Below are 14055 nucleotides of genomic sequence, written 5' to 3'. Positions count from 1 at the left end.
CGCGGTTCGGGACGGGCTAATCATGCCGGTCGGCGCAGGCTGACCGGCATTTTTTTCGCCGGATTACAGCCGGGCGTAGGCCGCTTCCACCTTCGCCAGATAGCGCGGCGCCTGCGCCGACGGATGATGCTGGCGCACGTGCCACCAGAACGCCTCGGGAGACAGGCTGTTAATCATGCTGACCGCCTGACGGCGGTTGCTGGAAAAGGTGCGCAGCAGCGCGCCGGCGCCGTTGACGTAGGCCACTTCGGTGGCGTAGCGCAGCGTCACCGGGTTATCAATCCCCCGCAGCTGCCGCTGCAGCGAAGCCAGGTAGGCGGCGCCCAGATCGATATTGGTCTCCGGGTCGAGCAGGTCGTCATCGTCCGGGCAGCCGCTTTTCCCTTTAAACTGATAGGCGTCGCAGCCGGCGGTGGAGGCTTTCAGCTGCATCAGGCCGACGGCATTGGAGCGGCTGACCGCTTCCGGGTTAAAGCCGGACTCCACCTGGATCATCGCGGCGATCAGTTTGGCGTCGACGTCGTACTCGTCGGCGGCGTCGGCGATGGCGCTATCAAAACTGTGGCGGTCGTAGCTGACGGATTTGTGCTTGCTGGAACAGCCGGCGAGGATCAGTAGCGCCAGCGGGATGGCCAGACGCGTACAGGCGGCGATCGAAAATTTCATAGTGCTCCGTGCGGTGGAAAAGTGTCAGACATTGATAGTGCCATCATCGCCGGCGGGCAGGCAAAGATTTTGACCAAAAGCCGCATGACGTGCGCGGGGGCGAAAATAGGCCCGCATACAGCGGGCCGAGGAGGGAGGGCGTCTTACAGAGTGGCGGGATCCGGCCCCAGACGTTTGCTGATATCCAGTTTGGCAATCTGGCCCAGCTCGTCCTTATCCAGCTTAAAGTCGAACACCGCAAAGTTTTCGCGGATGCGCGACGGCGTGACCGATTTCGGAATGACGATCAGACCGTTGTCCAGGTGCCAGCGCACCACGATCTGCGCCGGGGTTTTTTCATACTTCTCCGCCAGATGTTTGATCACCGTCTGATCGAACACGCCTTCGCCGCCTTGCGCCAGCGGGCTCCAGGATTCGGTGGCGATGTTGTGCATGGCGTTCCAGGCGTGCAGCTGGCGCTGTTGCAGCAGCGGATGCAGTTCGATCTGGTTGATCACCGGCGTGACGCCGGTTTCATCCTGCAGGCGCTGCAGGTGCGGCACATTGAAGTTACAGACGCCGATACTTTTCGTCAGGCCCTGCTCGCGCAGTTTGATGAGGCTGCGCCAGGCGTCGACATACTGATCCTGCGACGGCCGCGGCCAGTGGATCAGGTACAGGTCGACATAGTCCAGCCCCAGCTTCTTCAGGCTGGTTTCCAGCGCGGCCTGCGGATCGCCCTGATCGTCGTTCCACAGTTTGGTGGTGATAAACAGTTCACTGCGCGGCAACGAGGCTGACTGCAGCGCACTGCCGACGCCTTCCTCGTTTTTGTAAATGGCAGCGGTATCAATGGAGCGATAACCAACCTCCAGCGCTTTCGTCACGGCGTTGGCTGTCTCTTCAATGCTCGCCTGCCAAACGCCGAGACCCAACTGCGGCATCAGATTACCATCGTGGAGTTTGATGATGGGTTGCGTTGTCATGCGTATCTCCTTTTGACCTGATTGCCGACGTTCATTACGTCGGAAAGCTTGCTTTAATTTTAGACCCTGCACGGTTGAAGTTGCAGCGCGTAAACGGCGTGCGGGCCTGGCCGCAACGGCAATACGTCGGGGGTCGTTGGCAATTCTCAGAATGGCCGAGGGTTAGCGGTGCGTCGGCGATCCTGCGGAACCTGTTGTCATACGTCTCCTCCGGTAAATAAGCCAAATGGCGAAAATGGGACTGACGGAGGCGCCGTCGGCGCGGGGAAAAGCGCCCGGGATGTCCGGGCGCAGGCAATACGTTATTGTGAGACCGGGCGGCCAACGGCATACGACAACGGCGCAGCAAATTGATCGGCCCGGCCTATAAGCCTAGCAGGAAATCGACGGGGTGCGATTAACGCGCTGCCTGATAGATGCGTTCGCTGACGTCAAGCGTGATGTCCTGATGCTCGCCCAGCGCGGTCATGCCGTGTTCGCGCAGCTTTTCCAACAGCGCGGGAATGCTGCTGCCGTCGAGCTGGTAGTCGGCCATGCGGGTCGGCACGCCCATTTTTTCGAAGAACTCGGCGGTGGCGGCAATGGCGGCTTCGATGCGCTGGTCGTCATCGCCGTCGCGCAGACCCCAGACGCGCTCGGCGTACTGCAGCAGTTTGTCGCGTTTTTGCGCCTTTTTCTCCCGCAGCAGCGACGGCAAGACGATCGCCAGCGTCTGTGCGTGATCCAGGCCGTGCATCGCCGTCAGCTCGTGGCCGAGCATGTGGGTCGCCCAGTCCTGCGGCACGCCGGCGCCGATCAGGCCGTTCAGCGCCATGGTGGCGCTCCACATCACGTTGGCGCGCACCGCATAGTTTTCCGGTTCCGCCAGCGCGCGTGGGCCGTCTTCCAGCAGCGTCAGCAGCAGGCCTTCGGCGAAGCGGTCCTGCACTTTGCCGTCAACCGGGTAGGTCAGATACTGCTCCAGCGTGTGGACAAAGGCGTCAACCACGCCGTTGGCGATCTGCCGCGGCGGCAGCGAGTAGGTGACCTGCGGGTCCAGCACGGCAAACTGCGGCTGTACCAGCGGCGAGAAGAAGTGCTGTTTGTCGCCGCTGCTTTTACGGGTAATCACCGCGCCGCTGTTGGATTCCGAACCGGTGGCCGGCAGGGTCAGCACGCAGCCCATCGGCACCGCGCGGGTAATTTCGCTGCCGACGGTCTGCATGATGTGCCAGGCGTCAGACGAGGCGCTGTAGTCCGCCGCAGCGGCGATAAATTTGGTGCCGTCCACTACGGAACCGCCGCCGACCGCCAGCAGATAATCAATCTTCTCGGCACGCACGACCTCGACCGCTTTCATCAGCGTTTCAAAGGTCGGGTTCGGCTCAATACCGCCGAACTCGGTGACGCTGCGCCCCTGCAGCGCGGCGTGCACCTGATCCAGGACGCCGTTTTTCTTCACGCTGCCGCCGCCGTAGGTAATCAGAATACGGGCGTCGGCCGGGATTTGCTGGCCCAGCTCGGCAATTTGATCTTTACCGAACAGAATTTTGGTTGGGGTGTGGAGAATAAAGTTTTGCATGGTTTATTTGTCCAGTTTAAAGCCTTGTTGCTGAATGGCGGGAAGCACATTCGGGAAATAGATATGCTGGTAATAGCTGGCGGTGTTGCGGCTCCAGTCGTCGCCGTCCGCGCGACCGGTCTGCTGCCAGTAGTCGCTCAGCGTCTGGTTATAGGCCTTGATGGCGTCCGGCAGATTTTCGCGCTGATAGCGTTCTTCATGGCGGAAACTGTCGATCGGCAGGCGCGGTTTCTGCTGTGTGCCCTGATCGACATGGCCGATCACCAGCCCGGCGACCGGGAAGGTCAGCTCCGGCAGCTGCAGCAGTTCAATCAGCGCCTGAGGGTCGCGGCGGATGCCGCCGATCGGCACGATGCCCAGCCCGTGCGAGCGGGCGGCGGTCATCAGCGCGCCCAGCGCGATGCCGACGTCGGTGCTGCCGGAGATCAGGCTCTCAATACTTTGGTGCGCGGTTTGCTGCTGGCCGCCCATGGCGATGCCCAGCCGGGTTTTGTGCATATCCAGCACCACGGTGATAAACACCGGCGCTTTGGCGATCCACGCCTGCCCGCCGGCAATCTCGGCGATGCGCGCACGCTGGGCAGGGTCGCGGGTGACAACCAGCGAAACCTGCTGGGAGTTGACCGACGTCGGCGCCAGATGGGCGGCGGCGATAATGCTGTCGAGCACCTCATCGGCGATCGGCTGGTCGAGATAGCTGCGCTCGCTGCGATGCGACGTCAGCAGGTCAATGGTCTGGTTCATGGTCATGCTGCCTTATCCGGTTTTGCTTCTGGTCAGCATTGCGCCGTCGTCCGTGCCTTAACGGGCCGGAGAAAACGAAGATTGCTGAGAAGAAGAAGGGGCGTTTCAGATTGACGACGAGGCGACGGCTTGCCTAAACCTATAGGGAAGATGGCGCCCGCTAATTTGTAGGGACTATTGTCAGCGACGCCCGGCGGCTTAACAATGCACATTTCTGCCTGGTGTTTGCCTATTTCTACAAAACTCTGTAGAAATAAGCGCTGTTTTATTACTATTTGTGAGGCGTAAATCTTAACCAAATCGGAGGCGGGATGAGCGACATTGACGAGCTTCGGTACCGGATGGCGCAGCAGGCGGCGCGCTTTGCCGTGGGTAACGGCTATACGCCGTCGCCGGTGCCGCAGGTAAACATTCTGTACGCTGACCGGCATTATCCGCGCCAGCCGGTGATGTATGACCCCAGTATTGTCATCATTTTTCAGGGGCACAAGGTCGGCTTCTGCGGCAGCAAGGTGTTCCGTTACGATCCGCGCAACTATCTGCTGATGACGCTGCCGCTGCCGTTTGAGTGCGAAACCTTCGCCAACCCTGAGCAGCCGCTGGTGGGGATCTCGGTGCGCATTGATACCCAGATGCTGCAGGATCTGCTGATTGATATCGGCGATGATGACTATCTGACGGCGCCGCACGGCGAGAGCAGCGGCATCAACTGCGCATCGTTGCATGACGAGATGCTGTGCGCCACCGAGCGGCTGCTGGACGTGATGAGCAAGCCGCTGGATGCGCGGGTGCTGGGGCCGCAGATCGTGCGTGAAATTCTCTATTACGTGCTGTGCGGCCACAGCGGCGCCTCGCTGCAGGAGCTGGTCAGCCGGCATACGCACTTCAGCCAGATCGCCAAGGCGCTGCGGCGTATTGAAAAGCAGTATGCGGAGAGCCTGAGCGTCGAGGCGCTGGCCAGCGAGGTGAATATGAGCGTGTCGGCGTTCCACCATAACTTTAAGGCGGTGACCAACACCTCGCCGCTGCAGTACGTGAAATCCTACCGTCTGCATAAGGCGCGGCTGCTGATGCTGCACGACGGTCTGAAGGCCAGTACGGCGGCGATGCGGGTGGGCTATGAGAGCGCCTCGCAGTTCAGCCGTGAGTTTAAGCGTTTCTTCGGCGTGACGCCGAGCGATGAAGTGGCGCGGGTGCGGGATAACTACGCCGCCTGACGGCCGGCTGCGCGGCCGTCAGGCGAGGTTCAGGAGGCCTGACGTTTTTTACGCCAAATCACCAGCATGGCGCCGAGCAGCCCGAACACCAGCAGCGCCAGCGGCAGGATCATCAGGCCGGCCATCACCTGGTCTTCATAGCGTTTGACGAGGGGGATTTGGCTGAAGGCGTAACCCAGGCCGACCACCGACACCACCCACAGCAGGGCGCTCAGCCAGTTGAAAAACTGAAAGCGCATATTGCTCAGGCCGGAGATGCCCGCCATGGTGGGCAGCAGCGTGCGGACAAACGCCAGAAATCGCCCGACCAGCAGCGCCGTCAGACCGTGACGGTGAAACAGCACGTGTGCGCGCTGGTGGTACTGCGCGGGCAGTTGCAGCAGCCATCCCTTGACCAGATTGGTATGCCCCAGCCAGCGCCCCTGCAGATAGCTGAGCCAGCAGCCGAGGCTGGCGGCCAGCGTCAGAATAATCAGGGTCGGTACGAAGGACATCACGCCTTTGGCGATTAAGGCGCCCGCCAGCAGCAGCAGGCTGTCGCCGGGTAGAAAAGACGCCGGCAGCAGTCCGTTTTCCAAAAACAGGGTGATAAAAAGCACCGCATAAACCACCCAAATCACGCTGGGATCGGCCAGAGCCGTAAAATCCTGTTGCCAAAGCGCGTGAACAATCTCTTTCAATACATCCATTTTCTGTCCCGTTGCGCCAGGTTCACCTTACGAAGCAAATATGATGGTGATTAGTGTACCTCTATTAGCGTAACCGGACATTAAATGACGCATAGAAATATGCTTGCGATGGAGAATTTTCCCCATTGTCTGCCCGATTTTTATCGGTTGCCGGTAAATCAGCCGGCCTGCAGGCGCGCAAAACCCGCCGCCAGATCGTCGATCAGGTCCTGTACGTTCTCCAGACCGATATGCAGCCGCACCAGCGTGCCGGAAAAGTCGACGCCGCCGGCCGGACGGATCGCCTCCAGTTCCTCCGGCTGATTCGCCAGGATCAGGGATTCATAGCCGCCCCAGGAGTAGGCCATGGTGAAATGGCTGAAGTGGTCGAGATAGTCGGCCAGCTGCGCCTCGCTCAGGCGCTGTTTCAGGATAAAGGAGAACAGCCCGTTACAGCCGCTGAAATCGCGCTGATAGAATTCATGCCCTTTACATTCAGGCAACGCCGGATGGTTGACGCGGGCGACTTCCGGCCGCTCGGCCAGCCAGCGGGCGACGGCGATGCTGCTCTGTTCATGCTGTTTAAGCCGTACGTTCAGCGTGCGCAGGCCGCGGCCTGCCATATAGGCGGTATCGGCATCCACCATCTGGCCCATCAGGTAGGAGTACTCACGCAGCTGGTCCCAGCAGCGGGCGTTGGCAACCGCGGTGCCGAGCATGTAATCGGAGTGGCCGATAATGTATTTGGTGCCGGCCTGAATGGAAATATCAATGTCGAACTCCAGCGCCTTGAACAGTACGCCGGCGGCCCAGGTATTGTCGATCATAATGACAATCTCCGGGTTTACCGCACGCACGGCGCGCACGATGGCCGGAATATCCTGCACTTCCAGCGTGATTGAGCCAGGCGACTCCAGAAACACCACGCGGGTGTTCGGCTGGATCAGCTCGGCGATGGCCTCGCCAATCAGCGGGTCAAAATAGGTGGTGGCGATATTCATCCGGCCCAGAATATGCGTGCAGAAATCCTGCGTCGGCTCATACACGGAACCGGTCATCAGCACGTGGTCACCAGCGCTGACGAACGACAGGATGGCGTTGGAGACCGCGGCGGCGCCGCAGGGATAAAGAACGCAGCCGGCGCCGCCCTCCAGCTCGGTCATCGCCTCCTGGAAGGCAAAATGGGTCAGGGTGCCGCGGCGGCCGTAAAACAGTTCGCCGTGGGCGCGCTGTGCCGTCGCGTGTTTTTTATCGGCCACGGTGTCGAACACCAGCGAGGAGGCGCGTTGCGTCACCGGGTTGACCGCGCCGTGGGTGTAGCGTTTGCTGCGGCCGGCGCCGATCAGCGCGGTATCGAGATTTTTGGACGTCATACGGCTTACCTGCGGGTTGTTCACTGCGAAAAGTTGATGCGTATTACGGTATCATGTCGCGAAATAGCCATCCAGACGTTTTTACTTCTATGATTGAAAGTGACGGTTATTCACTGCCTTTGCGCTACCGCAAGGTGGAATACGCTGTGCTAACGGCGAAAAAAAGCCCGTTTATCGGCAAACGGGCAAACAGGCAACGTGAAAAAGACGGCAGAGACGCAGTTCAGCCGCCCATTACGCCAAACAGATGCGGCAACCACAGCGAAATAGCGGGGATATAGGTAATCAGCAGCAGCACCATAAACAGCACGCAGTAAAACGGCAGCATGGTTTTGACCACCGCCTCAATTTTCTGCTTGCTGACCGCGCTGGCGACGAACAGCACCGAGCCGACCGGCGGAGTGATCAGGCCGATACCCAGGTTCACCATCATGATCATGCCGAAATGCACCGGATCGATGCCCAGCGCGTTGGTCACCGGCAGCAGCACCGGCGTGAGGATCAGAATCAGCGGCGCCATATCCATCAGCGTGCCGAGCGCCAGCAGCATGATGTTGATGCAGATCAGAATGACGTATTTGTTCTGCGAAATGGCGGTGAAGAACTCGGTGATGCGCAGCGGCAGTTGCATATAGGTCATTACCGCGCCGAAGCAGGCGGCAAAGCCGATCAGGATCATCACGATGGTGACGGTCTTGATGGTGCGGTACATCAGGTTGGGCAGTTCGGACCAGCGATAGTCGCGGTAAATAAACATGGTGACGAAGAACGCCCACAGGCAGGCCACCGCCGCGGACTCGGTGGCGGTAAAAATGCCGGACATGATGCCGCCCATGATGATCACCACGGTCATCAGACCCCACAGCGTGTCGAGGCAGATTTTCAGCGCCTGACGCAGCGGTATGACTTCTCCCTTCGGGTAGCCGCGCTTGTGGGCGAAAGCGACGCACATCACCATCAGCGAGACGCACAGCAGCAGCCCCGGCAGGATGCCGGCGACGAACAGTGAGGCGATCGACACCGTACCGCCGGCGGCCAGCGAATAGATCACCGCGTTATGGCTTGGCGGGATCAGAATCGCCTGCACCGAACCGCTGGCAGTGACCGAGGCGGCGTAGTCGCGCGGGTAACCCTTTTTCTCCATTTCCGGCACCATCACCGAGCCTATCGACGCGGTATCCGCCACCGAAGAGCCGGAGATCGCGCCGAAGAAGGTGGAGGCGACGATATTGACCAGCGACAGGCCGCCGCGTACAAAGCCGACGAAGATATAGGCGAAACTGACCAGCCGGCGGGCGATGCCGCCTTCCGCCATAATGGCGCCGGCCAGGATAAAGAACGGGATCGCCAGCAGGGAGAACTTGTTGACGCCGCTGGTCATCTGGATCATCAGCGCTTCCAGCGGCAGGTCGATCCACAGCGCGCCGGCGATGGCGCTCAGCCCCACAGCGTAGGCCACCGGCACGCCGATGGCCAGCAGCAGGGCGAGAGAAGCAAGCAGGATAAAGGCGTCCATAGCACGGGCTCCGTCAGGTATTGCCGAGCATCACCACCGGGCGGTGGTGCTGCGGGCCGAAGAGTAGCCGCTCAATCACGAACAGCAGGGTGACGGCCGAGCCCAGCGGCAGCGGCAGGTAGGCCTGGCCGGCGCTCAGCAGCGGGAATTCCGCCATCGGCTGCTGCCACAGCTGGCTGCACAGGCCGTAGCCGTAATAAAGAATAAACAGGCTAATCACCGTCATCAGCAGGTCCGCCAGCCGGCCGCACAGACGCTGCCAGACCGGCGGCAGACGGTCGGTCAGCATATTGACGGCGATATGCGCGCCGGCGCGGTAGCTGACGGCGGCGCCGATAAAGGTAAAGGTCACCATGCACAAGATGGCGATCGGCTCCGGCCAGGCGGCGCCCTCATTGAGCACGTAGCGGCTGAAGATGCCGACCGGTATGACGGCGACCATCACCAGCAGCGCCGCGCCGGCCAGCCACATGGCGATACGGTACAGCAGATCCATTGCCTGATGATAAGCATGTGCCATAACCAACCTCCGAGAAAACGGGAAAAAGAGCGGGTTACTGCACCGCGTTGATGCGGTCGATCAGCGCCTGATGCGCCTTGCCGTACTGGTCGCGCACCGGCTGGGTCATCTTATAGAACGCCTCACGATCGATCTCATGGAACTGCACGCCGCCGGCCTTCATTTTTTCCAGCGCCTGCTGGTTATAGGCGGCCCACAGGGTGCGCTGCTCGGCCTGCGCCTCTTTCGCCAGTTTGAGGATTAGCTGCTGGTCTTCCGGGGTCAGCTTGTCCCATTTGACTTTGGAATAGAGAAACAGCTCAGGAATAATAAAGTGGCGGCTCAGGGTGTAGTTTTTGGTTACCGGCAGATAGTTGTGGGCGATAAAGGTCGGCGGGTTGTTTTCCGCGCCGTCGATAACGCCGGTCTGCAGGCCGCTGAACACTTCGCTGACGCCCATACTGACGGCGTTGGCGCCCATGGCTTTCAGCGTTGCCAGCGCGATTGGGCTGCCCTGAACGCGGATTTTCATCCCCTGCAGATCCTGCGGCTTCACCACCGGTTTTTTGGTGATCAGATTGCGGGTGCCGGAATCCATCCAGCCGAGAAACACCAGCCGTGAGGCCGGGTCGTTGGTGATTTTGTCGCCGATCTCCTTGCCGATTTCACCGTCCAGAACCTTATGCAGATGCGCCTCGTCGCGGAAGATGTACGGCAGGGTGAACACATCGATCTCCGGTAAAATCGCCGCCACCGGCGCCATGGATACGCGGATAACGTCAATGGCGCCGATCTGCGCCTGCTCGATCATCTGCTTTTCGTCGCCGAGCATGCCGCCGGGGAAGGTTTTCAGCTCCAGGCGGCCCTGCGTGGCGGTTTTCAGCTTGTCTCCCATATGCTGCACCGCCACGACATTGGGGTAACCTTCCGGGTGGACGTCGGCGGCTTTGATTTGTTGCGCCAGTGCGGCCTGGCTGCACAGCAATGTGCAGAGGGAGAGGCACAAACCTGATAGGGCGTGGGGCAGTTTCATCGCGGATCTCCAGAGTGTCGGGCATCGGGGTTATTGTTGTTCATCATCCCAGGCACGCAGCGTGAACAGAAAGGGGCGCGTCAGGCCGGGTTCGCGCTGCGTCAGTACAAAAGATAAACACAGTTGAAACCTGCTTGCTACATAATTGAAAAGCCGTTTTAAAAATAATTGATCGCCATCACTGTGATGACGTAAAAGCCGTCGTGTTTCGTGATGAGGTTAAAAAAACGGCTGAACGGTGACGGGTTTGTTGGCGTTTGACTGGGTAAATGTTACACAGCGGCGTCTGATAAAGCTGCGGCTGGCGCGGGTTAACGGTTTTTTGGACCAGGGATGCGTTATTGAGTAAATAATAATGATAACTACTATCAATCCGTGATTTGTTTGATATGATCGCACGCTGAATTCTCGTTTAATTTTGATCGGTAATGGTTGGAGGCGCAGCGTGAAAACGGCTGGCAAGACTATGAATCAAAGAGCCCGCGGCGCTGGCCGGGGACAGTGGGGCGCCGTATTCGGGCGCGGTTTGATCGCGTCCATGGTGCTGGTGGCCGGGCTGGCCGGCAGCGCGCAGGCCGCGCCGGAAACTCAGCCGGCCGCTACCGAGAGCGCCTCTGCGCCGGCAACGCCGGCTCCGGCGAGCGCCGCGCCGCAGTCAGTGACGCCGGTCAACCCGGCGCCGACCGTCCAGCCGCCGGAAACGCGCGGCATGGACTTGTCCGTCTGGGGCATGTATCAGCACGCCGATGCGGTGGTGAAAACCGTAATGATCGGCCTGGTGCTGGCATCGATCATCACCTGGACCATTCTGTTTGCCAAAGGCAGCGAACTGACGCGCGCCAAGCGTCGCCTGCGCCGTGAGCATCAGCAGCTGGCCGAGGCCCGCTCGCTGGATGAAGCCAGCCAGATGGCGCAAGGCTTCCAGCCGGAGAGCATCAGCGCCGTACTGCTGAATGACGCGCAGAACGAACTGGAGCTGTCGGCGGAATCCAACGACAACAACGGCATTAAAGAGCGCGCCGGCTTCCGCTTTGAACGCCGGGTGGCGGCCTACGGGCGTCAGCTGGGCAAAGGTAACGGCTTCCTGGCCACCATCGGTGCAATCTCGCCGTTTGTCGGCCTGTTCGGCACCGTTTGGGGCATTATGAACAGCTTTATTGGCATCGCGCACTCGCAGACCACCAACCTGGCGGTGGTCGCGCCGGGCATCGCAGAAGCGCTGCTGGCTACCGCGCTGGGCCTGGTTGCCGCCATCCCGGCGGTGGTGATTTACAACATCTTCGCCCGCGTGATCGGCGGCCACCGTGCGCAGGTTGGCGACGTGGCGGCGCAGGTGCTGCTGCTGCTGAGCCGTGACCTGGATCTGGCGGCGACGGCGGAAGCCAAACGCGCACAGCACGCACACCAGCTGCGGGCGGGGTGATCTATGGCGATGCGCTTAAATGAAGATCTGGACGACAGCGGCGAACTGCACGAAATCAACGTAACGCCGTTTATCGACGTTATGCTGGTGCTGTTGATCATCTTTATGGTGGCGGCGCCTCTGGCTACGGTGGATATCCGTGTCGACTTGCCGGCTTCGACGGCCAAGCCGCAGCCGCGTCCGGAAAAACCGGTATTCCTGTCGGTGAAGGCTGACAAACAGCTGTACGTCGGCGACCAGCCGGTGACGGCGGAGCAGCTGACCTCGGTACTGGACAGCCGCACCCAGTCCAACAAGGAAACCACCATTTTCTTCCAGGCGGACAAGAGTGTGGATTACGCCACGCTGATGAGCGTGATGGATACGCTGCGCAACGCCGGCTACCTGAAGGTGGGGCTGGTGGGGATGGAAGGGGCTGCCAAGTAACTTCCTGAGAAAGCGTAAAAGGTCGGGCATTGCCCGGCCTTTCTTTTATCTGCTATCTGCGGCGCTCAGCCGCGCGCATGCGCCGCCGCGCGGGCGACCTGTTCATCGCTCGGCCGCACGCCGGTGTACAGAACAAACTGCTCCAGCGCCTGCAGCGCAATCACTTCCGCGCCGGTAATCACCGCTTTACCCTGCTGGCGGGCGTGGCGAATCAGCGGTGTTTCCGCCGGTAGCGCCACCACGTCAAATACCCGCTCGGCGGCGGTGATACAATCCGGCTCAAAAGCCAGCTGCTGCGCTTCGGCGCCGCCCGCCATGCCGATCGGCGTGACGTTAATCAGCATCTGCGGCTGCAGACTACCCATCTCTGCTTGCCACTCATAACCGTATTGCTGCGCCAGCGCCCGGCCGGCGGTCTCATTACGCGCGATAATATGTCCGTTACGCAGGCCGGCGTCGCGCAGCGCGGCGGTCACCGCTTTGGCCATGCCGCCGCTGCCGCGCAGGGCGAACGAGGTGTCCGGCGACACCTGGTGCTGCGCCAGCAGTTTGGCGACGGCAATGTAGTCGGTGTTATAGGCACGCAGAAAGCCGCCGTCGTTGACGATGGTGTTGACCGAATCGATGGCCGTGGCGGAGGGATCCAGCTCATCCAGGAACGGGATGCAGCTCTCTTTGAACGGCATGGATACCGCGCAGCCGCGGATGCCCAGCGCGCGTACGCCGCCGACCGCCGCCTGAATATCGTTGGTGGTGAACGCCTTGTAGATGAAGTTCAGCCCCAGCGCCTGATACAGGTAATTGTGGAAGCGGGTGCCGAAGTTGCCGGGACGGCCGGCCAGCGACATGCACAGCTGGGTATCTTTATTAATGTTTTGCGGCATGGAGCGCTCCTTGGTGATTAGCGTTGGCCGAGCAGCGCCAGCGAGCCGGCGTGGCGCCAGTGAATGCTGCCGGGCAGGTAGAGGGCGTTGTGTTCCGGCGGCCGTTCGTCGATCAACTGCGTCACCAGATCAAAACTGTGTTGCGCCAGTCCGCGGCAGTCTTGCGCCACGGTGTCGATTTTCAGCGTCATGCAGTCGAACAGGTAGTGGTCGTCAAAGCTGCACAGGTGGATATCGCTGTCCATCAGCTGATGCTGGGTGAGGTAACGCAGCACCCCCTCCAGCAGGCCGCAGGCGGCGGTAAACAGCGCCTTCGGCGGACGGCCGAGGCGTGCGCACAGGCCGGCGATCATCTCATAGCCGGAACTGGGGTGATAGTTGCCGCTGATTATCCACGCGTCCCGGGCGCTGACGCCGGCATTTTCCAGGCCCTGGCGGAAGCCGGCAAGGCGATCGCGCGTCGGCGACAGGCGCGGCTGGCCGCCGAGAAAATAGAACTCGTCGGGATGCTGTCGGGCGACCGTCTCCACCAGCTGCGCGGTCGATGACACCGAGTCGGTGATCACCAGCGGCAGCGACGAGCCGTTAATGACCCGGTCCATCTGCACCACCGGCAGGCTGGCGTTAATCTTCTGGTATTCCGCATCGTTCAACTGGCTGGAGGCGACGATCAGCCCGTCGACCTGGCGCTGTACCAGATTGTTCACCGCCATCATCTCCTGCGCCGGGTTTTCATCCGAGCAGGCAATCAACAGCTGCAAACCGGCTTCGCGGCACAGGGTTTCCAGTTCGCGGGCGATAACCGCAAAGCCGTAGTTGGTCATTTCCGGCACCACCAATCCCAGCGTATGGCTGCGGGTAGAGCGCAGCGAGCGGGCGTGAATGCTGGGTTGGTAGTGGTGCTCGTTAGCCAGCGCCAAAATACGATCGCGGGTATCGTCAGAGACGCGGTATTGCTTGCTGCGGCCATTAAGCACCAGGCTGGCGGTCGATTTCGACACGCCTGCCAGCCCGGCAATATCACTGATGGTTATGCGTTTATTCTTTTTCACTAACGGCATCTATGTTCATCGTAGGATG

At 60.6% G+C, this 14055-nt stretch carries 14 protein-coding genes; 3 read left to right on the top strand and 11 right to left on the bottom strand.

The genetic code is table 11. From position 1 onward, the window contains the following. Positions 1-63 precede the first annotated feature (63 nt). The 4 genes from CLM71_RS20545 to CLM71_RS20530 all read right to left on the bottom strand — a co-directional run bounded on the left by CLM71_RS20545 (position 64) and on the right by CLM71_RS20530 (position 3936). On the bottom strand, positions 64-666 hold the full coding sequence (locus CLM71_RS20545) for a transglycosylase SLT domain-containing protein (RefSeq protein ID WP_105232650.1): 603 nt from the start codon (positions 664-666) through the stop codon (positions 64-66). 143 nt (positions 667-809) lie between these two features. Next, the gene (gene dkgA, locus CLM71_RS20540) at positions 810-1631 is read right to left on the bottom strand and encodes a 2,5-didehydrogluconate reductase DkgA (RefSeq protein ID WP_105232649.1); all 822 of its coding nucleotides are present in this window, start codon (positions 1629-1631) and stop codon (positions 810-812) included. A 397-nt stretch (positions 1632-2028) separates the two neighbouring features. Next, complete coding sequence (yqhD, locus tag CLM71_RS20535; RefSeq protein ID WP_105232648.1) at positions 2029-3192, bottom strand: alcohol dehydrogenase; 1164 nt, start codon at positions 3190-3192, stop codon at positions 2029-2031. A 3-nt stretch (positions 3193-3195) separates the two neighbouring features. Beyond that, entirely contained in the window at positions 3196-3936 is a 741-nt protein-coding gene (locus CLM71_RS20530; protein ID WP_105232647.1) for an NADPH-dependent oxidoreductase, read from the bottom strand. A gap of 311 nt (positions 3937-4247) precedes the next feature. Between CLM71_RS20530 and CLM71_RS20525 the strand changes: the two genes are divergently transcribed. After that, entirely contained in the window at positions 4248-5153 is a 906-nt protein-coding gene (locus CLM71_RS20525; protein ID WP_105232646.1) for an AraC family transcriptional regulator, read from the top strand. Between the two features lie 29 nt (positions 5154-5182). Here CLM71_RS20525 and CLM71_RS20520 read toward each other — a convergent pair whose 3' ends face one another. The 5 genes from CLM71_RS20520 to CLM71_RS20500 all read right to left on the bottom strand — a co-directional run bounded on the left by CLM71_RS20520 (position 5183) and on the right by CLM71_RS20500 (position 10242). Next, entirely contained in the window at positions 5183-5842 is a 660-nt protein-coding gene (locus CLM71_RS20520) for a DedA family protein (protein ID WP_105232645.1), read from the bottom strand. 158 nt (positions 5843-6000) lie between these two features. Then, entirely contained in the window at positions 6001-7194 is a 1194-nt protein-coding gene (gene metC / locus CLM71_RS20515) for a cystathionine beta-lyase (RefSeq protein ID WP_105232644.1), read from the bottom strand. A 223-nt stretch (positions 7195-7417) separates the two neighbouring features. Next, positions 7418-8710: a TRAP transporter large permease gene (locus CLM71_RS20510; RefSeq protein ID WP_105232643.1), complete on the bottom strand. Its 1293-nt coding sequence runs from the start codon at positions 8708-8710 to the stop codon at positions 7418-7420. A 13-nt stretch (positions 8711-8723) separates the two neighbouring features. Beyond that, positions 8724-9230, bottom strand: a complete 507-nt coding sequence (locus tag CLM71_RS20505; protein ID WP_105232642.1) for a TRAP transporter small permease — start codon at positions 9228-9230, stop codon at positions 8724-8726. A 34-nt stretch (positions 9231-9264) separates the two neighbouring features. Beyond that, entirely contained in the window at positions 9265-10242 is a 978-nt protein-coding gene (locus CLM71_RS20500) for a TRAP transporter substrate-binding protein (RefSeq protein WP_105232641.1), read from the bottom strand. A 445-nt stretch (positions 10243-10687) separates the two neighbouring features. On the opposite strand from CLM71_RS20500, the gene exbB reads away from it, so the two are divergent. Both exbB and exbD read left to right on the top strand, forming a co-directional pair. Then, positions 10688-11665 carry a tol-pal system-associated acyl-CoA thioesterase gene (gene exbB, locus CLM71_RS20495; protein ID WP_105232640.1) on the top strand — a complete coding sequence of 326 codons (978 nt, stop codon included), beginning with the start codon at positions 10688-10690 and terminating at the stop codon, positions 11663-11665. A 3-nt stretch (positions 11666-11668) separates the two neighbouring features. Then, on the top strand, positions 11669-12091 hold the full coding sequence (gene exbD, locus CLM71_RS20490) for a TonB system transport protein ExbD (RefSeq protein ID WP_105232639.1): 423 nt from the start codon (positions 11669-11671) through the stop codon (positions 12089-12091). A 65-nt stretch (positions 12092-12156) separates the two neighbouring features. On the opposite strand, the gene CLM71_RS20485 is transcribed toward exbD, so the two are convergent. Then, positions 12157-12975 carry a shikimate 5-dehydrogenase gene (locus CLM71_RS20485; RefSeq protein ID WP_105232638.1) on the bottom strand — a complete coding sequence of 273 codons (819 nt, stop codon included), beginning with the start codon at positions 12973-12975 and terminating at the stop codon, positions 12157-12159. A gap of 17 nt (positions 12976-12992) precedes the next feature. Continuing rightward, a complete protein-coding gene (locus tag CLM71_RS20480) occupies positions 12993-14036 on the bottom strand; it encodes a LacI family DNA-binding transcriptional regulator (RefSeq protein WP_105232637.1) in 1044 nt (347 codons plus the stop codon). Between the last annotated feature and the right edge of the window lie 19 nt (positions 14037-14055).

It is taken from the genome of Serratia sp. MYb239, from assembly GCF_002966855.1.
GTDB classification, from domain to species: domain Bacteria; phylum Pseudomonadota; class Gammaproteobacteria; order Enterobacterales; family Enterobacteriaceae; genus Serratia_B; species Serratia_B rhizosphaerae.
The sequence above is the reverse complement of the archived record's forward strand: the minus strand, read 5'-3'. Positions and strand labels throughout refer to the sequence as shown.

Bases quoted from the DNA above. Each gene is read 5' to 3' on its own strand.
- CLM71_RS20530 (WP_105232647.1), bottom strand. From the start codon at position 3,936: ATGAACCAGACCATTGACCTGCTGACGTCGCATCGCAGCGAGCGCAGC.
- exbD (WP_105232639.1), top strand. From the start codon at position 11,669: ATGGCGATGCGCTTAAATGAAGATCTGGACGACAGCGGCGAACTGCAC.
- CLM71_RS20500 (WP_105232641.1), bottom strand. From the start codon at position 10,242: ATGAAACTGCCCCACGCCCTATCAGGTTTGTGCCTCTCCCTCTGCACA.
- CLM71_RS20520 (WP_105232645.1), bottom strand. From the start codon at position 5,842: ATGGATGTATTGAAAGAGATTGTTCACGCGCTTTGGCAACAGGATTTT.
- CLM71_RS20505 (WP_105232642.1), bottom strand. From the start codon at position 9,230: ATGGCACATGCTTATCATCAGGCAATGGATCTGCTGTACCGTATCGCC.
- CLM71_RS20480 (WP_105232637.1), bottom strand. From the start codon at position 14,036: ATGCCGTTAGTGAAAAAGAATAAACGCATAACCATCAGTGATATTGCC.
- CLM71_RS20485 (WP_105232638.1), bottom strand. From the start codon at position 12,975: ATGCCGCAAAACATTAATAAAGATACCCAGCTGTGCATGTCGCTGGCC.
- dkgA (WP_105232649.1), bottom strand. From the start codon at position 1,631: ATGACAACGCAACCCATCATCAAACTCCACGATGGTAATCTGATGCCG.
- CLM71_RS20510 (WP_105232643.1), bottom strand. From the start codon at position 8,710: ATGGACGCCTTTATCCTGCTTGCTTCTCTCGCCCTGCTGCTGGCCATC.
- CLM71_RS20545 (WP_105232650.1), bottom strand. From the start codon at position 666: ATGAAATTTTCGATCGCCGCCTGTACGCGTCTGGCCATCCCGCTGGCG.
- yqhD (WP_105232648.1), bottom strand. From the start codon at position 3,192: ATGCAAAACTTTATTCTCCACACCCCAACCAAAATTCTGTTCGGTAAA.
- metC (WP_105232644.1), bottom strand. From the start codon at position 7,194: ATGACGTCCAAAAATCTCGATACCGCGCTGATCGGCGCCGGCCGCAGC.
- CLM71_RS20525 (WP_105232646.1), top strand. From the start codon at position 4,248: ATGAGCGACATTGACGAGCTTCGGTACCGGATGGCGCAGCAGGCGGCG.